Source organism: Streptomyces sp. NPDC102441 (genome assembly GCF_044765585.1).
GTDB lineage: Bacteria > Actinomycetota > Actinomycetes > Streptomycetales > Streptomycetaceae > Streptomyces.
Window position 1 is genome coordinate 85,160 of sequence record NZ_JBIWKH010000015.1, and the last position, 22,288, is coordinate 107,447.

18 protein-coding genes and 1 pseudogene are annotated in these 22,288 nt (G+C 70.7%); 13 read left to right on the top strand and 6 right to left on the bottom strand.

What is annotated here, in order from left to right; translation table 11 throughout:
- Positions 1-113 precede the first annotated feature (113 nt).
- Both ACIREO_RS29850 and ACIREO_RS29855 read right to left on the bottom strand, forming a co-directional pair.
- Entirely contained in the window at positions 114-1,751 is a 1,638-nt protein-coding gene (locus ACIREO_RS29850) for a penicillin-binding transpeptidase domain-containing protein (protein WP_404115784.1), read from the bottom strand.
- Between the two features lie 135 nt (positions 1,752-1,886).
- Positions 1,887-3,653, bottom strand: a complete 1,767-nt coding sequence (locus tag ACIREO_RS29855) for a dolichyl-phosphate-mannose--protein mannosyltransferase (RefSeq protein ID WP_404115786.1) — start codon at positions 3,651-3,653, stop codon at positions 1,887-1,889.
- 53 nt (positions 3,654-3,706) lie between these two features.
- Between ACIREO_RS29855 and rsmI the strand changes: the two genes are divergently transcribed.
- The 6 genes from rsmI to ACIREO_RS29885 all read left to right on the top strand — a co-directional run bounded on the left by rsmI (position 3,707) and on the right by ACIREO_RS29885 (position 8,540).
- Positions 3,707-4,603: a 16S rRNA (cytidine(1402)-2'-O)-methyltransferase gene (gene rsmI, locus ACIREO_RS29860; RefSeq protein WP_404115788.1), complete on the top strand. Its 897-nt coding sequence runs from the start codon at positions 3,707-3,709 to the stop codon at positions 4,601-4,603.
- Between the two features lie 172 nt (positions 4,604-4,775).
- Positions 4,776-5,171 carry a hypothetical protein gene (locus ACIREO_RS29865; RefSeq protein ID WP_404115790.1) on the top strand — a complete coding sequence of 132 codons (396 nt, stop codon included), beginning with the start codon at positions 4,776-4,778 and terminating at the stop codon, positions 5,169-5,171.
- A 32-nt stretch (positions 5,172-5,203) separates the two neighbouring features.
- Entirely contained in the window at positions 5,204-6,070 is an 867-nt protein-coding gene (locus tag ACIREO_RS29870; protein WP_404115792.1) for a TatD family hydrolase, read from the top strand.
- Positions 6,071-6,186: 116 nt separating this feature from the next.
- Positions 6,187-6,759 carry a ubiquitin-like domain-containing protein gene (locus tag ACIREO_RS29875; protein ID WP_404115794.1) on the top strand — a complete coding sequence of 191 codons (573 nt, stop codon included), beginning with the start codon at positions 6,187-6,189 and terminating at the stop codon, positions 6,757-6,759.
- A gap of 9 nt (positions 6,760-6,768) precedes the next feature.
- A complete protein-coding gene (gene rsmA / locus ACIREO_RS29880) occupies positions 6,769-7,641 on the top strand; it encodes a 16S rRNA (adenine(1518)-N(6)/adenine(1519)-N(6))-dimethyltransferase RsmA (protein ID WP_404115796.1) in 873 nt (290 codons plus the stop codon).
- Complete coding sequence (locus ACIREO_RS29885; RefSeq protein ID WP_404115798.1) at positions 7,638-8,540, top strand: 4-(cytidine 5'-diphospho)-2-C-methyl-D-erythritol kinase; 903 nt, start codon at positions 7,638-7,640, stop codon at positions 8,538-8,540. The genes rsmA and ACIREO_RS29885 overlap by 4 nt, the downstream gene beginning before the upstream one ends.
- A gap of 34 nt (positions 8,541-8,574) precedes the next feature.
- Here ACIREO_RS29885 and ACIREO_RS29890 read toward each other — a convergent pair whose 3' ends face one another.
- On the bottom strand, positions 8,575-9,216 hold the full coding sequence (locus tag ACIREO_RS29890; protein WP_404115800.1) for a lipoprotein: 642 nt from the start codon (positions 9,214-9,216) through the stop codon (positions 8,575-8,577).
- Positions 9,217-9,363: 147 nt separating this feature from the next.
- On the opposite strand from ACIREO_RS29890, the gene ACIREO_RS29895 reads away from it, so the two are divergent.
- The 4 genes from ACIREO_RS29895 to ACIREO_RS29910 all read left to right on the top strand — a co-directional run bounded on the left by ACIREO_RS29895 (position 9,364) and on the right by ACIREO_RS29910 (position 16,318).
- Positions 9,364-11,184 (top strand): ABC-F family ATP-binding cassette domain-containing protein, encoded by a 1,821-nt coding sequence (locus ACIREO_RS29895; RefSeq protein ID WP_404115802.1) that lies wholly within the window; start codon positions 9,364-9,366, stop codon positions 11,182-11,184.
- 355 nt (positions 11,185-11,539) lie between these two features.
- Positions 11,540-13,369, top strand: a complete 1,830-nt coding sequence (locus ACIREO_RS29900) for a PQQ-binding-like beta-propeller repeat protein (RefSeq protein WP_404115804.1) — start codon at positions 11,540-11,542, stop codon at positions 13,367-13,369.
- A gap of 58 nt (positions 13,370-13,427) precedes the next feature.
- Positions 13,428-15,377, top strand: coding sequence for a PQQ-binding-like beta-propeller repeat protein (locus ACIREO_RS29905; protein ID WP_404115806.1), 1,950 nt, complete (start codon positions 13,428-13,430; stop codon positions 15,375-15,377).
- A 245-nt stretch (positions 15,378-15,622) separates the two neighbouring features.
- Positions 15,623-16,318, top strand: a complete 696-nt coding sequence (locus ACIREO_RS29910) for a LuxR C-terminal-related transcriptional regulator (protein ID WP_404116062.1) — start codon at positions 15,623-15,625, stop codon at positions 16,316-16,318.
- 35 nt (positions 16,319-16,353) lie between these two features.
- Here the strand turns inward: ACIREO_RS29910 and ACIREO_RS29915 are convergent, their stop codons facing one another.
- Both ACIREO_RS29915 and ACIREO_RS29920 read right to left on the bottom strand, forming a co-directional pair.
- The gene (locus ACIREO_RS29915; RefSeq protein ID WP_401521941.1) at positions 16,354-16,641 is read right to left on the bottom strand and encodes a hypothetical protein; all 288 of its coding nucleotides are present in this window, start codon (positions 16,639-16,641) and stop codon (positions 16,354-16,356) included.
- 15 nt (positions 16,642-16,656) lie between these two features.
- On the bottom strand, positions 16,657-18,327 hold the full coding sequence (locus tag ACIREO_RS29920; RefSeq protein ID WP_404115808.1) for a sodium:solute symporter family protein: 1,671 nt from the start codon (positions 18,325-18,327) through the stop codon (positions 16,657-16,659).
- 238 nt (positions 18,328-18,565) lie between these two features.
- Here ACIREO_RS29920 and galT point away from each other — a divergent pair, with 238 nt between their 5' ends.
- The 3 genes from galT to galK are packed head-to-tail and all read left to right on the top strand — an operon-like array spanning position 18,566 to position 21,758.
- Positions 18,566-19,609 (top strand): galactose-1-phosphate uridylyltransferase, encoded by a 1,044-nt coding sequence (galT, locus tag ACIREO_RS29925; RefSeq protein ID WP_404115810.1) that lies wholly within the window; start codon positions 18,566-18,568, stop codon positions 19,607-19,609.
- Positions 19,606-20,586: a UDP-glucose 4-epimerase GalE gene (gene galE, locus ACIREO_RS29930; protein ID WP_404115812.1), complete on the top strand. Its 981-nt coding sequence runs from the start codon at positions 19,606-19,608 to the stop codon at positions 20,584-20,586. Before galT ends, galE begins: the two co-directional genes overlap by 4 nt.
- Entirely contained in the window at positions 20,583-21,758 is a 1,176-nt protein-coding gene (galK, locus tag ACIREO_RS29935; protein ID WP_404115814.1) for a galactokinase, read from the top strand. The genes galE and galK overlap by 4 nt, the downstream gene beginning before the upstream one ends.
- Here the strand turns inward: galK and ACIREO_RS29940 are convergent.
- Positions 21,748-22,185, bottom strand: a pseudogene (locus ACIREO_RS29940) (GNAT family N-acetyltransferase); the annotation flags it as partial. The gene galK and the pseudogene ACIREO_RS29940 sit on opposite strands and share 11 nt — an antisense overlap.
- Positions 22,186-22,288: the final 103 nt, after the last annotated feature.

The following is a 22,288-nucleotide window of genomic DNA, read 5'->3' on the forward strand; positions in this document are numbered from 1 at the left end:
ATATTTGTTGTCATTTTATTAAAATTCCCCCGGTTAAATGCTAACATGGGGGGGGTTTCTTCACCCGCGGGGGCGTCGGGCCGGGGGGCGTCCGCGCCCCGGGCAGCGACGTCTCAGGACCCCGCGCGCAGCACCGCCGCCACCACCGGGCCGGCCGCGTCGCCGCCGTGACCGCCGGACTGGACGACCGCCGCCGCCGCGAGGTCGTCGCTGAAGCCGGTGAACCAGCTGTTGGACGTGGCCTGTCCGTCGACCTCGGCCGAGCCCGTCTTGGCTCCCTTGTCACCGTTGACCGAGGCCATGGCCGCCTTGCCGGTGCCCCAGGAGGCGGTGGCCCGCATCATGTCGTTCAGCTGCCCGGTGACGTTCGACGGCAGCGACCGGGACGCGGTGGCGAGCTGCCGGTCGTCCAGGGACTGCGGCACGATGACCGGCTGACGGAACGTTCCGTTACGGGCGGTCGCCGTGACGGAGGCCATGTTCAGCGCGTTCATCTGGACGGTGCCCTGGCCTATGTACTGGGCCGCCGCCTCACCGCCGGTCTCCTCGGGGACGCTTCCGTCGACGGACGTGATGCCGGTCTTCCAGTTGTCGAGGCCGATCCCGAAGACGTCCCGGGCCTCCTTGGCGAGCGCGGCGTCGTCCTTGGTGTCGTCGATCAGCTTGATGAACGCCGTGTTGCACGAGCGGGCGAAGCTGGTGGTGAAGCTGCTGGAGGCGGGCAGCTCGAAGTTGTCCAGGTTGTGGAACGTACGCCCCTGCCACGTTGCTTCCTTCGGGCACTCTGTCGGGCCGTTCGCTGTGATCAGGCCCTTCTCCAGGAGCATCGCGGCCGTCACGATCTTCATCGTGGAACCGGGAGCCTGCTTCCCCTGCATCGCCGCGTTGAACCCGGTCGCAGGGTTGTTGGCCACCGCGCGTATCGCGCCCGTGGAAGGCTTCACGGCGACCACCGACGCCTCGCTGAAGTCCTTGACCGACTTCTCGGCCGCCGCCTGGGCACCGGCGTCGAGCGTCGTCTGCAGCTTGCCGGGCTTCCCCTTGGCGAGCGTCAGCAGCGTGGTGTCCGGCAGCTGCTTGTCGGCGGGCTCGATCCAGGTCTCGACGCCCGGGGTACCGCCGGCCTTGTCGCCGTACTTCTCGCGCAGGCTGTCCAGGATCGGCCCGAGCGACGGGTACGTCTCCTTGTCGAGGACCTTGCCGTTGTGGTCGACGGCCTCGATGGCCGCCGTCGAGGACTTGCCGGTCTCCAGCGTCGCGCCCTCGGTCAGCTGCGGATGGATCACCGCGGGCTTCCAGTCGACGAGGGCCTTGCCGGTGGTCAGGCCGCGCACCACGGTCAGCTCGGAGGAGTACGACCAGGGCTTGGTCTTCCCGTCGTAGGAGACGGTCGCCTTCACCGTGTACGGCACCTTCGTGCCGACAGCGGCACCCGGCGTGATCACGGCCTTCGTGACGTGGGCGTCTTCGGCGTAGCCGGCCAGCATCGGCTCGGCGCCCGTCTCGTTGTTCGTGAGCAGCGAGGCGGCCTTCGCGTCGCCGGACGCCCATGCCTTGAGGAAGCCCTCGGCGGTCTCCTCGATCTCCTTCTTGTCCGGTGGTCCGGTCTTCACCTCGGACGAGTCGGAGGCGGTCCCCATGCCCCCGGACCCGTCCCCTCCGAGCACGACCTCGTACACGCCGTAGCCGAGGCCTCCGGCCACCAGCACGAAGACTCCGCCGGCTATCGCTGCCTTCGCTCCACCGCGCATCTGTGCAGTCCCCCTCCCCCGGAGTCCCCCCTGAACGTGTTCAGGGGGCTGTCCTTCAGGACTTTACGGGACGGCAGTGAGCGCTGAGGCGGTTGTTACAGGACCGCGACGCTCATGGGGAGAGCGCCGCTTGCCCTATACCCAGGTGTCCAGCCACATCCGGTCCCGCCACGCGTCCTCCGGGATCGACGTGCCCGTGTAGAGCGGCCAGAAGTAGATGAAGTTCCAGACGATCAGCAGCACCAGGACGCCCGCCGCGATCGCGCCCAGCGTGCGTCTGCGTTCGCCCGTGGGGTCGGCGGTGTCCATGCCGAGCCGGTGCTTGGTGCCCGTGCCGGGCGCCGGGCCCAGGAGAGCGCCGATCATCATCGTGACCGCCAGACACAGGAACGGGACGAACACGACCGCGTAGAACAGGAAGATCGTCCGCTCCTGGTAGAAGAACCAGGGCACCCAGCCCGCCGCCACCCCGCACGCGATCGCGCCCGCCCGCCAGTCGCGGCGGAAGAACCAGCGCCACAGCACGTACAGCAGCGCCACGCACCCCGCCCACCAGAGCAGCGGGGTTCCGAGCGCCAGGACCTCGCGGGCGCACTTCCCGGTCTCGGATTCCAGGCAGCCCGTCTTCTCCTCGTAGAAGTACGAGACGGGGCGGCCCAGCACGATCCAGCTCCACGGGTTGGACTGGTAGGTGTGGCCGGAGGTCAGGCCGACGTGGAACTCGTAGACCTGGTTCTCGTAGTGCCAGAGGCTGCGCAGCCAGTCCGGCAGCCAGGTCCAGCTGCCGCCCTTGCCCTCGGTGGCCGCCCAGTTGCGGTAGTAGCCCTTGTCCGTGACGATCCAGCCGGTCCACGAGACGACGTACGTGCCGATCGCGACCGGCACCGTGGAGACGAACGCGGGCAGCAGGTCCCTGAGGAGCACGGTCCTGTACGGCTGTACGGCGCCCGCCGTGCGCCTCGCGCCGACGTCCCAGAGCACCGCCATCACGCCGAAGGCAGCCAGGATGTAGAGCCCGTTCCACTTCGTGGCGAAGGCCAGGCCGAGCATCAGACCGGCCGCGAGCCGCCACGGCCGCCACCCGAGGCGGAGCGTTTCCGCGATGTGGTTGTCCGGGCGCAGGAGCCCTTCCTCGTCGGCGGGGAGCGCCGCGGCCAGCTTGCGGCGGGACCAGTCGCGGTCGATGAGGAGGCAGCCGAAGGCCGCCAGCACGAAGAACATCAGCACCAGGTCGAGCAGCGCGGTACGGCTCATCACGAAGTGCAGCCCGTCCACGGCCAGCAGGGTGCCCGCCAGACAGCCCAGGAACGTCGAGCGGAACATCCGGCGGCCGATGCGGCACAGCATCAGGACCGAGACCGTGCCGAGCAGCGCCACCATGAAGCGCCAGCCGAACGGGGTGAATCCGAAGAGCTGTTCGCCGAGCCCGATGATCCACTTGCCGACCGGCGGATGGACGACGTAACCCGGGTCAACCGGGATGTCCACCGAGGACGGGTCCTTGAGGATCAGCTTGTCGACGTCCTTGGGCCAAGAGCCCTCGTAGCCCTGGTTGACCAGGGCCCAGGCGTCCTTGGCGTAGTACGTCTCGTCGAATATCACCGCCTTCGGGCTGCCCAGGTTCCAGAACCGCAGCACCCCGGCGACCAGGGCGACCAGCAGCGGCCCGCCCCAGGCGGACCAGCGCACCAGGCGGCCGGCGAGGGCCGGCGGCACGGAGAGCGCGGTCCAGAACTGGCGGCCCGGGCGGGCGTAGGGCGGGACAAGGCGCTCGCGCAGCCCCGTCTCCGGCCGTGGGGAATGGCCGAAGCGGCGCAGCCGCTGTTGCCAGGAAGGCGGCTGGTCGCCGGTGTGATCCCCGGCGTCGTTGCCCTGCTGGGCTTCGGGCGCAGTACTCGTCACCGCGCCATCGTAGGGAACGCGACTGTGCGAGTGGTGCCGCCCGTGCTGGGAGGATGGCCGATGTGACTGGAACGACTGGAACGCTCGTACTCGCAGGGACCCCCATCGGCGACGTGGCGGATGCCCCTCCACGGCTCGCCGCCGAGCTGGAGACGGCCGATGTCGTGGCCGCCGAGGACACCCGCCGGCTGCGCCGGCTCACCCAGGCCATGGGCATCCACACGACGGGGCGTGTCGTGTCCTACTTCGAGGGCAACGAGTCGGCGCGTACGCCCGAGCTCGTCGAGGCCCTGGTCGGTGGCGCGCGCGTCCTGCTGGTCACGGACGCCGGGATGCCGTCCGTCTCCGACCCCGGCTACCGGCTCGTCGCCGCCGCCGTGGAGCAGGACATCAAGGTCACCGCCGTACCGGGACCGTCGGCCGTGCTGACCGCGCTCGCGCTGTCCGCCCTGCCCGTGGACCGCTTCTGCTTCGAGGGTTTCCTGCCGCGCAAGGCGGGCGAGCGGCTCGGGAAGCTGCGGGAGGTCGCGGACGAGCGCCGCACGATGGTCTTCTTCGAGGCCCCGCACCGGCTGGACGACACCCTGGCCGCGATGGCCGAGGTGTTCGGGGCGGACCGCAGGGCCGCCGTGTGCCGTGAGCTGACCAAGACGTACGAGGAAGTGAAGCGCGGCCCGCTGGGCGAGCTGGCGGCCTGGGCGGCCGAAGGGGTGCGCGGCGAGATCACCGTCGTGGTCGAGGGCGCGACGGGCTCCGGCAACGAGGGACTGGACGCCGTCGAGCTGGTACGCAGGGTGCAGGTGCGCGAGGAGGCGGGGGAGCGGCGCAAGGAGGCCATCGCCGCGGTCGCCGCCGACGCGGGGCTGCCCAAGCGCGAGGTGTTCGATGCGGTGGTCGCGGCAAAGAACGCGGCTCGGACCGGCCAGGATCAGGGCAAAGGACTAACCTGAAATGTAAAGCCTGAGCCGCGTACCGGGCCGTTCGGCCACGAAACGGCCAAAAGCGTTCCAATACTCGGCAGACCTGGTGCATCGCCGTCGGCGAAGGCGTCCACTTGAGGGTGGAACGCACCATCCGGAGTGCTTGTCCGGAGTGCTTGTCCAGCGGACAAGAGGAGCAGGCATGAGTGAGATCGCAGCGCCCACCGTGCACGAGGCGTACGCCTTCGCGTGCATGAGGTGCGGGCACGGCTGGGAACAGGCCTACGAGATAGAGCACCATGTCGACGGCGAGGGCAACGCGTTCGTCGTCTACAAGGCGGACGGGCAGCGCGTGCCGTCGCCGCTCTCCACCCCGACCTGTGCGAACTGCGGCAACCACGTGGTGCGGATCATGCGCGCCGGCCGGGTCTCCACCGTCCAGCGGCTGCTGAGGCCCCAGGAGGCCGCGCGTCCCGTGACGGCGGGCGGGGGCGAGGCCCATGAGGAGATGTCCGCGGCCACCGCCGTCCCGGTGTCCGGACCCGTACCGCATCACTGGCAGCTCTCCGATCTGCTCCGCCCCTTCCACCGGCGGTGAGAGAGGGCTCATGCCCTCGTAGAGTCGTGGGCATGAGCCGTACCGACGCCCCGCCGCTCCCCGAACCCCTCAGGGTTCCGGTCGCCGATTCGCACACCCATCTGGACATGCAGGACGGAACCGTCGAGGAGGGCCTGGCCCGTGCCGCGGCGGTCAACGTGACCACCGTCGTCCAGGTGGGCTGTGACGTGAAGGGCTCCCACTGGGCCGCCGAGACCGCCGCCGCGCACCCCTCCGTGCACGCCTCCGTCGCCCTGCACCCCAACGAGGCGCCCCGCATCGTGCACGGCGACCCCGACGGCTCGTCCCGCCAGGGAGCGCGGGAGCCGGGCGGGAAGGCGGCGCTCGACGAGGCGCTCGCGGAGATCGACGCACTGGCCGCCCTGGGCCACGTACGCGCGGTCGGTGAGACGGGCCTGGACCACTTCCGCACGGGGCCCGAGGGCGTGGCCGCACAGGAGGAGTCCTTCCGGGCCCACATCGAGATCGCCAAGCGGCACGGCAAGGCCCTGGTCATCCATGACCGTGAGGCCCACGCGGACGTCCTGCGCATCCTCGCCGACGCGGGAGCGCCGGAACGGACCGTCTTCCACTGCTACTCCGGGGACGCCGACATGGCCCGGATCTGCGCGGCGGCCGGCTACTTCATGTCCTTCGCGGGCAACGTCACCTTCAAGAACGCGCAGCCGCTGCGTGACGCGCTGACGGTCGCCCCCGCCGAGCTCGTGCTCGTCGAGACCGACGCCCCCTTCCTCACCCCCGCCCCGTACCGCGGACGGCCCAACGCGCCCTACCTGATTCCGGTCACGCTCCGTGCCATGGCCGAGGTGCGGTCCACCGACGAGGACACCCTGGCCGCCGCTGTCTACGACAACACCGCGCGGGCGTTCGACTTCTGAGGGACGTCGGGCGCCCCGGTCGACACGTTGGGTAATCGTACGACTTTGTACGGTGACGAAGCCTCCGCTATCGTGCCCGCGCAACGGGGTCGGCAGGCCGGAACGTCGGGAGCGTCGTGGGCCATTCGCAGGGCAGTCACCGCGCGGCGCGCGGCAGTCGCACGAGGCAGGTCCTGGCGCGGGTTCCCGCCCCGCCGGCGGCGTCGCCGCGCTCCATCCACGAACAGCGGACGATCGTCGCCGGGCTGTGGCCGGCCACTCCGTCCGTCCACGACCCCACCGTGCTGGACATCCCGTCGGCCCCCCGGCCGTCGGCCCCCCGGCAGCCGGCCCACCGCAGGGAGACCGGCGGACACCGGGCGGCCCGGCGGCGCCGCGCGGCCCCGGAGAGCCTGCGGCGGATCGTCCCGCGCGCACTGGTCGTCGCCGTCCTGGCAGGCGGCACCGCCGGGTTCCTCGCCCAGGACAAGGCCGTCCGTGTCGACGTCGACGGGACGTCGCGCACCCTGCACACCTTCGCGGACGACGTCGGGGAGCTCCTGGAGGCCGAGGGCGTCACCGTCGGCACCCGCGACACCGTCGCCCCCGGCCCCGCCACGGCCCTGGACAACGGCGACGAGGTCGTCGTCCTCCGGGAGACGCGCGGCCTCGGGCCCGTGCCGGGCGGAGCGCCCTGGCTCCGGCCGTAGGCTTGACGGGTGAGCACCACAGAGCCCGACGCCCTCCTGGGCCCCGCAGACATCCGCGAGCTGGCCGCAGCGCTGGGCGTACGCCCCACCAAGCAGCGCGGTCAGAACTTCGTCATCGACGCCAACACGGTCCGCAGGATCGTACGGACCGCCGAGGTGCGGCCCGACGACGTGGTGGTGGAGGTCGGGCCCGGGCTGGGATCGCTGACCCTGGCCCTGCTGGAGGCGGCCGACCGGGTCGTCGCCGTCGAGATCGACGACGTGCTCGCGGGCGCCCTGCCGGCCACGGTCGCCGCACGGCTGCCGGAGCGGGCCGGCCGCTTCGCCCTGGTCCACTCGGACGCGATGCTGGTCACGGAGCTGCCGGGCCCCGCCCCGACCGCGCTCGTCGCCAACCTGCCGTACAACGTGGCCGTGCCGGTCCTGCTCACCATGCTGGAACGCTTCCCCACCATCGAGCGGACGCTCGTGATGGTGCAGGCCGAGGTCGCCGACCGGCTGGCCGCCCGGCCAGGCAACAAGGTCTACGGCGTGCCGTCCGTCAAGGCCAACTGGTACGCCGACGTCAAGCGCGCCGGTTCGATCGGCCGCACGGTGTTCTGGCCCGCGCCCAACGTCGACTCGGGCCTGGTGTCCCTGGTCCGGCGTGCCGAACCGGTCCGTACGACCGCGAGCAGGGCCGAGGTCTTCGCCGTCGTGGACGCCGCCTTCGCCCAGCGCCGCAAGACGCTCCGCGCGGCCCTGGCCGGCTGGGCGGGCTCCGCGCCGGCCGCCGAGGCCGCGCTGACCGCCGCGGGGGTCTCGCCGCAGGCGCGCGGCGAGGCGCTGACCGTCGAGGAGTTCGCCGCCATCGCCGAGAACAAGCCGGAGCCCTCCGCATGACCCAGAGCGTCACCGTCCGCGTACCCGCCAAGGTCAACGTGCAGCTCGCGGTGGGCGCTCCCCGCCCCGACGGCTTCCACGACCTGGCCAACGTCTTCCTCGCCGTCGGCCTGTACGACGAGGTCACCGTCACCCCCGCCGAGGCCCTGCGCGTCACCTGCTCCGGACCGGACGCCGGCCAGGTCCCGCTGGACGCCACGAACCTCGCGGCCAGGGCCGCGATCGCGCTGGCCGCCCGGCACGGCATCGCCCCCGATGTGCACATCCACATCGCGAAGGACATCCCCGTCGCCGGCGGCATGGCGGGCGGCAGCGCCGACGGCGCCGCCGCCCTGGTGGCCTGCGACGCCCTGTGGGCCACCGGTGCCACCCAGGAGGAGCTCCTGGAGATCTGTGCCGAGCTGGGCAGCGACGTGCCGTTCAGCCTGATCGGCGGGGCGGCGCTCGGGGTCGGCCGTGGCGAGCAGCTGACCCCCGTCGAGGTCGGCGGAAGCTTCCACTGGGTCTTCGCCGTAGCCGACGGCGGTCTCTCCACCCCCGCCGTCTACGGCGAGTTCGACCGGCTCACCGCAGGCACCGACGTACCGGAGCCGGCCGCCTCCCCCGCACTCCTGGCCGCCCTGCGCAAGGGGGACACCACCGCGCTCGCAGGCGCCCTCGGCAACGACCTCCAGGCCGCCGCCCTCTCGCTGCGCCCCTCGCTGGCCGGCACCCTCACGGCGGGCATCGCCGCCGGAGCCCTGGCCGCGCTGGTCTCGGGGTCCGGGCCGACCACCGCGTTCCTGACCGCCGACGAGGAGTCGGCGCGGAAGGTGGCCGACGCGCTGCCGGCGTCCGGCAGCTGCCGCGAGGCCCGGGTGGCGGCGTCCCCTGCGGCGGGGGCCACGGTCGTCCGATAGCGGGGACGGGGCCGTCGTGTTGCGCCGGCGCCCGTCAGCTCAGCTTCAGGGTCTTCCTCGCCAGCTCGTACGCCGGGAGCATCGCCTTGTGCTCCTGGGAGTCCAGCCCGCCCAGGTGCACCACCACCGGGCCGTCCGGCGTCGCGACGGCGAAGGCACGCTCCGTCTTCTGCTCGTCCAGCAGCTCGACGCCCACCGTGTAGGTGACCTCCGTGGCTGCCGCCGGCCCCGCCTCGGTCTCCCTGTACGACGCCTCGGACGCGTTCGGATCGCCGGCCACGAAGTCCTCCAGCGCCGCTCGCGGCGCGGTGCCGGCTCCCTTGCCCTGCCAGACGCGGAGGTAGCCGATGTTCCCGGCCGGCTTGGCGTCGATCTCGCAGACCATCGTGGCCGAGCCCTGCTGCCCCAGTTCCGCGAGCTCGGAGCCGGGATCCACCTCCACGGCCTCCGGCTTCCAGTCCGCCGCAAGGTCGAACGTCACCGGCAGCTCGCAGGCCGAGCCCGCGCCCCCGAGCGTGACGCCCTCCTCGGCTGCGGTGCTCTCCGCGGCCTTCGAGGGGACGCTGTCCCCGTTCTTGCCCGTATCCGTCCCGCCGCCGGACGACGACGAACAGCCGGCCAGCGCCACCGTCGCCACGACCGCCGAAACCAGAACCCGCAGTGTCCCGCGCATCATGAAGTCCCCACCCCAGAGATGTTCCGAACCGCTCCGACCTGGGGTTACTCCCCATGATCGATCGCCGCACGCTATCGCACCCCGCGCGGCGACTACTCTGGGACGTCGAGCGGTCCCCGACGCAGGGGCCACCTAGGCAGGAGTGAAATGGCCGTCAATCTGGTCAATGTCGAGCAGGTCAGCAAGGTGTACGGCACCCGTGCCCTGCTCGACGGTGTATCCCTCGGGGTGTCCGAGGGCGACCGGATCGGCGTCGTCGGCCGCAACGGCGACGGCAAGACGACGCTCATCCGGATGCTCGCCAAACTGGAGGAGGCGGACACCGGCCGCGTCACCCACAACGGCGGGCTGCGCCTCGGCGTCCTCACCCAGCACGACTCACTGGATCCCCAGGCGACCATCCGCCACGAGGTGATCGGCGATCTCGAGGACCACGAGTGGGCGGGCAGCGCCAAGATCCGCGATGTGCTGACCGGGCTCTTCGGCAGCCTCGCGCTCCCCGGCTTCGAGCACGGCCTGGACACCGTCATCGCCCCGCTCTCCGGCGGCGAGCGGCGCAGGATCGCACTGGCGCAGCTGCTCATCGCCGAGCAGGACCTGGTCGTCCTCGACGAGCCCACCAACCACCTCGACGTCGAGGGGATCTCCTGGCTGGCCGGACACCTGCGGACCCGGCGCTCCGCGCTCGTCTGCGTCACCCACGACCGGTGGTTCCTCGACCAGGTCTGCACCAGCATGTGGGACGTCCAACGGGGCTCCGTCCACGAGTACGAGGGCGGCTACAGCGACTACGTCTTCGCGCGGGCCGAGCGGGAGCGGATCGCCTCGACCGAGGAGTCCAAGCGGCAGAACCTGATGCGCAAGGAGCTGGCCTGGCTGCGGCGCGGCGCCCCCGCCCGCACGTCCAAGCCGCGCTACCGCATCGAGGCCGCCAACGAGCTGATCGCCGACGTGCCGCCCCCGCGCGACACCAGCGCGCTGATGAAGTTCGCCAACGCCCGGCTCGGCAAGACCGTCTTCGACCTGGAGGACGTGACCGTCCAGGCCGGACCCAAGACGCTGCTCACCCACCTCACCTGGCAGCTCGGCCCCGGAGACCGCATCGGCCTGGTCGGCGTCAACGGCGCGGGCAAGACCTCGCTGCTGCGCGCGCTCACCGACGCGGCCCGCAGCCAGGGCGACGTACAGCCCGCCGCCGGGAAGGTCGTCGTCGGCAAGACCGTGAAGCTCGCGTACCTCTCCCAGGAGGTCGCGGAGCTCGACCCGAAGCTGCGGGTGCTCGAAGCCGTCCAGCAGGTGCGCGACCGCGTCGACCTCGGCAACGGCCGCGAGATGACGGCCGGACAGCTCTGCGAGCAGTTCGGCTTCGTCAAGGAGAAGCAGTGGACCCCCGTCGGCGACCTCTCCGGTGGTGAGCGGCGGCGGCTGCAGATCCTGCGGCTGCTGATGGACGAGCCCAACGTCCTCTTCCTCGACGAGCCCACCAACGACCTGGACATCGAGACGCTGACCCAGCTGGAGGACCTCCTCGACGGCTGGCCCGGGTCGATGATCGTGATCTCCCACGACCGGTTCTTCATCGAGCGGACCACGGACAAGGTGATGGCGCTCCTCGGCGACCACGCGCTGCGGATGCTGCCGCGTGGCATCGACGAGTACATCGAGCGCAGGAAGCGCATGGAGGAGGCGGCGACGCCCGCGTCCGCCGCCGGGTCGTCCTCGGCGCCAAAGGTGGCGCCGGCCGAGGCCGTCTCGCCGCAGGTGGCACGTGCCGCGAAGAAGGAGCTCCAGAAGGTCGAGCGGCAGCTCGACAAGATGTCGACCAGGGAGACGACGCTGCACGCGCAGATCGCCGACAACGCCACCGACTTCGAGAAGGTCGCGTCGCTCGACGCCGAGCTGCGTGAACTGGTCGCGGAGCGGGACGTGCTGGAGATGCGCTGGCTGGAGCTGGCAGAGGAGGCCTGAGCCGGCCTGTCCGGCCCGGAGGGCGAGCCCGGTCGGGCGGCGGAAAGCGGGCCCGCCCGGGCACAGTTGACGGGGCGTCGGACCGTGCGTGCCCCGCACGGCCGCGAAGGGCGCGTAACGGCGGCATCACGGACCGGTTCTCCCTTGGGAACAGGGGGTGGACCGAACCGGTGCCCTGTGTGGTGCGGGTGGTACAAAGAAGCCCCGCTCGACTGTCGTAACGCCGCGGAAGCCATGCCCGATTCGCTCCTTTCCGGGGGGAATTCAGAGATTTCTTGCACGTGATCCTCTGAGCCCAGCGGAATCGCGGGGGAGACCGGACCGGGCACCGGACCGCACGAAGGGGGACGTGCTGATGACCCAGCCGCCCAGCCAGCAACCGCCGCAGGGGGGCTTCGGGGCTCCGCAGGATCCGCAGGGCATTCCTCAGCCACCGGCGGCTCCGCCGCAGATGCCGCCCGCACCCCCGCAGACCCCGCCGCCGGGGGCACCGCAGACGCCTCCCCCCGCGCAGCCGGGCTACGGCTACCCGCAGGCACCCGGGGCGCAGCCCGGCTACGGCTACCCGCAGGCACCCGGACAGGCACCCGGACAGGCGGCCCCCGGTCCGTACGCCCAGCAGCCCGGCCCGTACGGCGCCCCTGCCGGCCCGTACGCGCAACAGCCCGGCCCTTACGGTCAGCAGCCCGGCTACGGCTACCCGCAGCAGCAGTACCCCGGCGCCCCCGCGCCCGGCGGCTCCGGCGGCGGCCCCTTCAAGGGCAAGCCCGCCGTCATCATCGGTGCGGCGCTCGCCGTGCTCCTCGTCGTCGGCGGCGGCATCTTCTTCGCCACGAGCGGTGGCGACGACGAGAAGAAGCCCGTCGCCAAGTCCAGCAGCGGCGCCCCGGAGCCGAACACCTCGCCCAGCGTCGACCAGGGCGACGGCAAGGGCGACGGGCGTGAGGCGAACGACGACCTGAACGCCGGGCGCAAGGAGGGCGAGGCGAAGGTCCTCTGGACCACGGCGAACGACATCGACCTGCCGCGCGACGGCGCCGACGTGTACGGCCCCTGGATCGTGGGGGACACGGTCGTCAAGGGCATGTACCGCTCGGTCGTCGGCTACTCGGTCGCCGACGGCAAGGAGAAGTGGAAGCTTCCGCTGCCCGCCGACATGTGCGCGGCACCCGGGACGGCCACGGCCGACGGCAAGATCGTCATCGGCGTGATGAGCGGTACCACGGACAGGGCGAACTGCTCCGTACTCCAGATGGTCGACCTCAACACCGGCAAGGCCGGGTGGAAGAAGCCGATCAAGAAGAGCGGCAACTTCGACATGCTGTCCAACATCGGTCTGGCGATCAGCGGTGACACCGTGGCCGTCGGCCGCACGAGCAACTCCAACGCCTTCCGGGTCAGCGACGGCAAGGAGCTGTTCGGTAATCCGGATGGCAACTGCAAGCCGTACTCGTTCGCCGGAGGCGCCAAGCTGATTGCCGCCGTGAACTGCAGTACCGGCGACGTGGACAATCCGAAGCAGCAGGTCCAGGAGCTCGACCCGACCACCGGCAAGGCCAAGTGGACGTACCAGGTCGAGCGCGGCCTGGAGGTCGACAAGGTCTTCTCGGTGAACCCTCTGGTCGTCTCGCTGCTCCAGTACGAGGAGAAGAAGCGGACCATCGTCGCGCTCAACGAGAACGGAACACTCCGCTCCAGGCCGGCCGTCGAGAGCAAGGACAACCTCACCGCCGACTGCGGAGGATCCCTCAACTTCACGGAGACGCTCGAAGGCTGCGTAGGCGTCACCGCCGACGCGAACAGCTTCTACATGATGACCGGGGACGACAGCAGCGCCGCCACCCGCACCAACAAGGTCGTCGCGTTCGATCTGAACACCGGCAAGGTCAAGTGGAGGGCCTCCGCCCCCGCCGAACAGGCCATGAAGCCGCTCCGGATGGAAGGCGGCAACGTCGTGGTCTACGTGGGGCCGACCTACGAGGCGGGCGGGGGGATCTCGACGATCGCGCCCACCGGAGGCACGCCCAAGGCGCTGCTCCAGCACCCGGACTCCACGGCGGAGATCGAGAACTTCTTCTCGGCCAAGGTCGCCTACGCGGGCGGCCGTTCCTTCATCGTCAGCGACCGTGTCAGCGGTCGCGACGACTCGGAGGGCGAGACCACCATGATGGCCTTCGGCAAGTGACGGCCGGCGACGGCACCCGCAGCCCCTTCTCCCCAGACTCCGCAGAGGTACGTACGCCATGACCCAGCCGCCCCAGCCGCCCCAGCAGCCACCCAACGACCCGCCCCAGGGCGGATTCGGCGCGCCGCAGGACCCGCCTCCCGGCGGATTCGGCGCGCCCACCCCGCCGCCGTCCGACCCGTTCGGCAAGCCGCCCCCGGCCGCGCCCCCCACCCCGCCCGCCGGTGGTTACGGCAGCCCGCCGCCTCCGCCCGCGGGTGGTTACGGCAGCCCGCCGCCCCCGCCCGCCGGTGGTTACGGCAGCCCGCCGCCTCCGCCCGCCGGTGGTTACGGCAGCCCGCCACCCCCGCCCGGACAGCAGCCGCCGCAGAATCCCGCGTACGGCTACCCGCAGGCGCCGCCCCCCGGCCAGCCGCCGGCCCAGCCCGGCTACGGCTTCCCGCAGGGGCCCCCGCCCGGACAGCCCGGCATGCCTCCGCAGCAGGGGTACGGCTACCCGACCGCGCCGATGCAGCCGCAGTACGCCGCGCCCCAGCCGGGCGGCGGCAAGAAGTTCAACACCCAGATGCAGATCATCGTCGCCGCGGTCGTGGCCGTGGTCCTGATCGTCGGCGGCGGAGTCTTCTACGCCTCCAGCAGCGGTGACGACGGCAAGCAGGACGAGGCGTCCTCGGCCGGAACCGACGGCGGCGGCGAGGGCAAGGGAGGAGAGGGTGACGGCCTGGCCGGCGGCACCGAGAAGGCCCCGGCCGACACCAAGTCCAAGGTCGGCTTCCAGCTTCCCCACCCGAAGGTCACCGACACCACCGTCGTCAACGGCTCCTGGCTGACGGACAAGGCGTACGTGAAGACCGGCGCCTACGAGATCGTCGGCTACGACCCCGCCAAGGGCACCAAGCTCTGGTCGATCCCGCTCACCGGCCAGCTCTGCGCCGCGTCCCGGCACATGAGCAAGGACTTCAGGACGGCCATCGCCTTCGAGGACGGCAAGCCGAGCGCCGAGGACAAGTACCCCTCCTGCACTCAGATCGGCGCGCTCGACCTCGCCACCGGCAAGCTGATGTGGAGCAAGTCCGTCACCTCCTCGGCCAGCGGTGACGAGCCGATCAGGTTCAACGAGGTCACGCTCAGCGGCACCACGGTCGCCGCGGGCGGCACCAGCGGCGGCGCCGCCTTCAACCTGGCCGACGGCGCCGAGCTCTGGAAGCCGAAGGCCGACACCAACAACTGCTACGACATGGGCTACGGCGGCGGCGAGGCCCTGGCCGTGGTCCGCAAGTGCGGCGGCTCCGACACCCCGCAGCTGACCGTCCAGGCGCTGAACCCCACCACCGGCGCACCGCTCTCCTCGTACAACATGCCGGCCGGCGTCGAGTACGCGAGCATCGTCTCCACCAAGCCCCTCGTGGTCGCGGCCGATGTCGGCGACACCGCCGGCGACGGCAGCAGCATCTCGGACTTCTTCTCCCTCGACGCGGCCACCGGGAAGCTCATCGTCCGGATCTCCGCCGACGCGGACAAGTACGCCGCGGACTGCGGTTCCACCGAGGTCGAGGAGTGCACCTCCCTGGCCGTCGGCAACAACAGGATCTACCTGCCGACCGAGGAGCACGAGGGCACCGGCGAGTACGGCAACACCAACGAGATCGTCGCCTTCGACCTCACCACCGGCAAGCTCGTCGGAGGCAGGGCGGACGCCGGCGACAAGTACACGCTGACCCCTCTGCGCATGGACGGCTCCAACCTCATCGCGTACAAGCAGCCCCCGTACGACAAGGGCGGCCAGGTCGTGTCCATCAACGGCTCGACCTTCGAGGAGACCGTGCTCATGGTCAATCCGGACGAGGAGTCGGTCCGCGACGCGGAGACGAGCTTCTCCATCGACTACGCCGAGTTCATCTACGAGAAGGGCCGTCTGTACATCTCCGAGCGGATGGTCAGTGAGCCCAGCGAGTCGAGTTCGGCGGACGACAAGGAGTACCTCGTCGTCTCGTTCAGCACCGCCTGACCCGCCCGGCCCGTTTCCGGGCCTGACGTGACGGCCCTGCCGGTTGATCATCCGACCGGCAGGGCCGATCGTTTTCCGACGGGTAAGTGGCCCTGAATGGCACAGAATTCGGCATTCCGGTGGGCTTCTGGACGGTAGAGGGCGCGCGCCGTCGAACAAGCGTGTAACTTGCCGGGTCAGAGGGGCCGGGGGGCCTGTTCAGGGTTACGCAGCGGTAGTGCGCTGTACACATGGGGGCTTTTCCGATGGGCGTGCGGCTCATGGTGGTCGATGACCACCGTCTGCTCGCCGAGGCACTGGCCTCGGCGCTGAAACTGCGTGGGCACCGGGTGCTCGCGGCAGCCGCGCCGACGTCCGGGGCCGCGGAACTCGTCGTCAGCAGGGCGCCGGAGGTCTGCCTTTTCGGCACGGCTGCGCCCGCGGAACCAGGCACGTTCGACCCGATCGTGCGGATCGGGCGGGAGCGCCCGCAGGTGGCCGTGGTGGTGCTGGGCCCGGTGCCGAGCCCTCGGGGGATCGCCGCGGCGTTCGCCGCGGGCGCGGCGGGTTACGTCCGCCACGACGAACGCATCGAGGGCGTCGAACGCGCCATCGTCAAGGCCCGTGCGGGGGAGGTCGCGATCGCACCCCAGCTGTTGCGTGGCGCGTTCGCGGAGCTGCTGCATCCGGTGGCACAGCCGGACGACGAGGGGCAGCGGCTGCTGCGGATGCTGACCCCGCGCGAGATCGAGGTGCTGGTGCGGGTCGCCGAGGGCGAGGACACCCGGGTGATCGCGGCCGGGATGGGGATCGCGCCGAGCACCGCGCGCACCCATGTGCAGCGGGTGCTGATGAAGCTCGGCGTCGGCTCCCGGCTGGAGGCCGCCGCGCTCGCCGCCCGTACGGGACTGCTCGACCGGGCGGCGGCGGGAACACCGCAGGGGCCGGACGGCCTCGCGTGAACGCGTGACGGTCCGGCCCCTGCGGGTGTGCCGGTTCAGCTCTCCGGTGTGCCGGGTGCCTCGTCGGGCACCTGGGCCGGGCGCAGCTTCATCCAGATGAGGAAGAAGAGGCCGAGCGCCAGCATGGCCAGGCCGGTCCAGAGGTTGATGTGGACGCCCTCGGCCTTCTTGAGGTCGGCGTCGGACGGGCTGATGCCGGCGATGGTGACGATCACTCCGTAGACCACGAAGAGACCGCCGATGATCCGCCGGATGTCGAAGAGCCGGGCCGCGGTCGCGGACTTGCGCTCCAGCTCGGAGACTTCCTTGTTGAGGTCGGACATGGTGAGTGCCTCCGATCAGAGCGAGTAGGGCAGGTAGCAGAGGGCGGCGAGGACCAGGGCGCCCCAGCCGAGCAGTGCGGGCTTGCGGTACCAGGCGCTGTCGCCCTCCTCCGGAGCCTCTTCGGCCTCCGGGGACTCCGTCCCGTAGACCAGACCGGCCAGTTGGGCCTCCGGCTTGGGGGCGGTGAACAGCGTGACGACCACCATGACGACCGCGCCGGCGACGAATCCGACGATGGCGGAGACGAAGTTGGCGCCCTGGTCGGACGGGATGTCGATGATGCCCTGCTTGTAGATCACGAAGTAGTTGACCATCGCGGCGGTGGTGCCCGCCAGCAGGCCCCAGACACCCGACTTCATCGAGGCGCGCTTCCAGAACATGCCGATGATGAAGACGACGAACAGCGGGACGTTGAAGAACGAGAACAGCGTCTGCAGGTACGTCATGATGTTGGAGAAGCTGGCCGCGATGAACGCCGTGCCGATGGAGGCCAGCACACCCACGGCGGTGATCAGCCGGCCGAAGCGCAGGTAGTACGCGTCGGGCTGGTCCTTCTTCACGTACCGCTGCCAGATGTCCGTGGTGAACACCGTGTTGAACGAGGACACGTTGGCGGCCATACCGGCCATGAACGCGGCCAGCAGACCGGTCACCGCGATGCCGAGCACACCGTTGGGCAGGAGCTCCTGCATCAGCAGCGGAATGGCGTCGTTGTACGTGAGGTCCGAGCCGGGCGTACCGATCTTGGGTACGACGACGGCGGCGACCAGGCCCGGGATCATCACCGCGAAGACGATGAAGATCTTCGGGAAGGCCGCGATCAGCGGGGTCCGCTTGGCGGCCGAGAGGTTCTTCGCGGACAGCGCACGCTGCACCTCGGCGAAGTTGGTGGTCCAGTAGCCGAAGGAGAGCACGAAGCCGAGGCCGAGGATGATCGTCAGCCAGTTGGCGCCGAGCGGGTTGGCGTCACCGATGCCGGTACCGCCCCAGGCGGTCATGAAGTCCGCGCCGTGCTGCTTCTCCAGCGAGCCGCTCAGACCGTCCCAGCCGCCGACACGCTTGAGGCCCAGCAGGGTGATCGGGATCAGCGCGGCGAGGATGACGAAGAACTGCAGCACCTCGTTGTAGATCGCCGAGGAGAGACCGCCGATGGTGATGTAGATCAGCACGAAGAGGCCCGCGACGACGATCGCGACCCACTGCGGCCAGCCCAGGAGCGCCTCCACGACGATCGACAGGGCGTAGAGGTTCACGCCCGCGATCAGGATCGCGGAGAAGGCGAAGAGTACGGAGCTCAGCAGGTGCGCCGACTTGTCGAAGCGGTGCAGCAGGAACTCCGGTACGGAGCGGACCTTCGACCGGTAGTAGAAGGGCATCATCACCAGGCCGAGGAAGACCATGGCGGGGATGGCGCCGATCCAGTACCAGTGGACGACCGCGACGCCGTACTGCGCGCCGGTCGCCGCCATGCCGAGGATCTCGGTGGCCCCGAGATTCGCCGCGACGAAGGCGAGGCCGGTCACCCAGGCAGGCAGGGACCGTCCGGAAAGGAAGAAGTCGAGACTCGTCTTCACACTGGCCCGGGCGGCGAAGCCGATGCCGAGCACCACGACGAAGTAGATCGCCAGGATTGTGTAATCGAGCCCGTTCGTGGGGAGCCGGAGCCCTTCGGCCAGATATTGCATGGGGGGTACTCGCTTCGTTGCGCGAACTGAACCCGTCGGAACCTACGCCTATGTGTTCAGAAAATGAACAGCTCGCATGACGTTCTTTGTTTGATCGTGATCGCACGGGGCGAAATGTCCCGGTTCAGGCAGTCCCTACGCACAGGCTGTCCACAGGTCTCGTCAGCATTGACTGTCGTGTTGAGTTGTGATTTGTTATGTGCGGTTATGTTTGGAGGGCGTTACATGGAGGAGCCTGGTGAAGAAGACGGTTACGACCCTCGCCGACGGCCGTGAGCTGATCTATTACGACTCCGCTGACGACACCGTCCGCGACGCCGTCGACCAGCGGCCGCTCGACGCCGTCTCGACGTCCTCGGAGGTCCGCCGCGATCCCCTGCTCGGCGACTCGGTGGCCATCGCCTCGCACCGGCAGGGACGCACCTACCACCCGCCGGCCGACGAGTGCCCGCTCTGCCCCTCGCAGGAGGGCCGGCTCAGCGAGATCCCCGACAGCGGCTACGACGTCGCCGTCTTCGAGAACCGCTTCCCCTCCCTCGCCGGCGACTCCGGCCGCTGCGAGGTCGTCTGCTTCACCTCCGACCACGACGTGTCCTTCGCCGGCCTCACCGAGGACCAGGCCGCCCTGGTCCTGGAGGCCTGGACCGACCGCACCGCCGACCTCGCCGAGCTCCCGCAGGTCACCCAGGTGTTCTGCTTCGAGAACCGCGGTGCCGAGATCGGCGTCACCCTCGGTCACCCGCACGGCCAGATCTACGGCTACCCGTTCGTCACCCCGCGCACCGAGCAGATGCTCCGCTCGATGGAGACCCACCGCGCCGAGGCCGGACGGAACCTCTTCGACGACGTCGTCGCCCGCGAGCTGGCCGACGGCGACCGTGTCGTCCTGGAGGGCGAGCACTGGGTCGCCTTCGTGCCCTACGCCGCCCACTGGCCCTACGAGGTCCACCTCCACCCGCGCCGCCGCGTCCCCGACCTGCGGGAACTCGACGAGGCCGCACGCACGGAATTCCCACAGGTCTATCTGGAACTCTTGAGGCGATTCGACCGGATCTTCGGCCCCGGTGAGCCGCCGACCCCGTACATCTCGGCCTGGCACCAGGCTCCCTTCAGGGTCCCCGGCCGTGAGGAGTTCGGGCTGCATCTCGAGCTTTTCACCATCCGGCGGACCACCGGCAAGCTGAAGTTCCTCGCGGGCTCCGAGTCCGGCATGGGCGTGTTCATCAACGACGTGCCGCCGGAGGCCGCGGCCCAGCGACTGCGAGAGGTAGCGAGCGAGTGAGCAACACCGGCAAGAAGTACCTGGTGACGGGCGGCGCGGGATACGTCGGCGGTGTCGTCGCCGCACACCTGCTGGAGGCCGGCCACACCGTGACCGTCCTCGACGACCTGTCGACCGGCTTCCGTGAGGGCGTCCCCGCCGGCGCCGACTTCATCGAGGGCCGCATCCAGGACGCCGCCAAGTGGCTGGACCCCACCTACGACGGAGTGCTCCACTTCGCCGCGTACTCCCAGGTCGGCGAGTCCGTCGTCGACCCCGAGAAGTACTGGGTCAACAACGTCGGCGGCACCACCGTCCTCCTCGCCGCCATGCGCGACGCCGGGGTGCGCACCCTCGTCTTCTCCTCCACCGCGGCGACGTACGGCGAACCCGTCTCCAGCCCCATCACCGAGTCGGACCCGACCGCGCCCACCAACCCGTACGGCGCCTCCAAGCTCGCCGTCGACCACATGATCACCGGTGAGGCCGCCGCACACGGCCTGGCAGCGGTCTCCCTGCGCTACTTCAACGTCGCCGGGGCCTACGGCAGCCATGGCGAACGCCACGACCCCGAGTCGCACCTCATCCCGCTGGTCCTCCAGGTCGCCCTCGGGCAGCGCGAGTCGATCTCCGTCTACGGCGACGACTACCCCACCCCCGACGGCACCTGCGTACGCGACTACATCCACGTCGCCGACCTCGCCGACGCCCATCTGCTCGCCCTGGACGCGGCCGCCGCGGGCGAACACCTCATCTGCAACCTCGGCAACGGCAACGGCTTCTCCGTACGCGAAGTCATCGAGACCGTCCGGCAGGTCACCGGCCACCCCGTCCCGGAGACCGCCGCGCCCCGCCGCGACGGAGACCCGGCCGTCCTCGTCGCCTCCGCCGCCACCGCCAGGGAGCGGCTCGGCTGGCAGCCGTCGCGCGCGGACCTGGCCGCCATCGTCGCCGACGCGTGGACGTTCGCCCGCCGAGAGGAGCCCACCGCACCATGACCGACAACGCCGAGCTGACCGCCTCCTTCACCGAGCTCTACGGGACCGCACCCGAGGGGATCTGGGCCGCACCCGGACGGGTGAACCTGATCGGTGAGTACACCGACTTCAACGACGGCTTCGTCATGCCGCTCGCCCTCCCGCACACCGCCCGCGCGGCCGTCGGCCGCCGCACCGACGGACAGCTGCGCCTGCACTCCACCGACGTGCCGGGCGGGGTCGTCTCCCTGCGCGTCGACGAGCTGGTCCCGCACTCGGGCCACGGCTGGGCCGCCTACCCCGCCGGTGTCGTCTGGGCGCTCCGCGAGGCCGGCCACGCCGTCACCGGCGCGGACATCCAGCTCACCTCCACCGTCCCGGTCGGCGCCGGCCTCTCCTCGTCGGCCGCCCTCGAAGTCGTCACAGGGCTCGCCCTGAACGACCTCTTCGAACTGGGCCTGAGCGCCCCGGAGATCGCCGTGCTCGGCCAGCGGGCCGAGAACGCGTTCGTCGGCGTGCCCTGCGGCGTCATGGACCAGATGGCCTCGGCGTGCTGCACCGAGGGCCACGCACTGCACCTCGACACCCGCGACCTCACCCTGCGCCAGGTCCCCTTCGACCTGGCCGCGCACGGGCTGCGACTGCTGGTCGTCGACACCCGGGTCAAGCACGCGCTGGGCGACGGCGCGTACGCGGAGCGGCGGGCCGGCTGCGAGGCGGGAGCCCGGGCGCTGGGCATCGGCACGCTCCGCGACCTTCCGTACGAGGGCCTCGACGCCGCCCTGGAGATCCTCGCGGCGGCAGGCGAGGACGAGTCGGTCGTTCGCTACGTCCGCCATGTCGTGAGCGACAACCACCGGGTGGAGCAGGTCATCGCACTGCTCGACGCGGGCGAGGTGCGCGCGGCGGGCCCGGTCCTCAACGAGGGCCACGTCTCGCTCCGCGACGACCTGCGGGTCTCCTGCCCCGAACTGGACCTCGTGGTCTCCGCGGCGAACGAGGCCGGGGCGCTCGGGGCCAGGATGACCGGGGGCGGCTTCGGCGGCTCGGCGGTCGTGCTGGTGGAGGAGGCCATGGAGGACACCGTCTCCAAGGCCGTCTCGGAGGCCTTCACCTCGGCCGGTTACGCCGCCCCAGGAGTCTTCCCCGCGGTTCCCTCGGCTGGGGGCCGTCGGATCGCTCCAACTGCTTGACCAGGATGAACTCCGCGACGCCGGGCGGGTAGTTCTCGACCTCGCCGACCACCTCGTACCCCTGCTTCCGGTAGAAGTCCGGAGCCTGGAAGCTCCAGGTCTCCAGCCGGGAGCGGGTACAGGACCGGTCCTCGCGGGCGAGGCGCTCCGCCTCGGCGAGCAGCCGCGAGCCGAGGCCGAGGCCGCGGTGGCGGCTGTCGACCCAGAGCAGGTCCACATGGAGCCAGTACGCCCAGGTCCGCCCGCTCAGGCCGCCGGCCAGCTCCCCCCGGTCGTCCAGGAGCCAGACCTCCAGCGGGACTTCGTGCTCGGCGGAGGTGGAATGCAGGGCGCGCAGCTCCGGTGATCCGTCCCAGTTGTCGTCGTTCAGCCGCCGACCCAGCAGAATACGACGTTCCTTGTCCACTTCGGTCTCAAGACGGAACATGAACAACACCCTAGACACCTCGGGCAGTCAGTTCTGCGAATAGCCTTCCGGCGCCCACCACCCACCGTAGGCTGATGCGCAGCACCGGTGGGGGCCGGTGCCG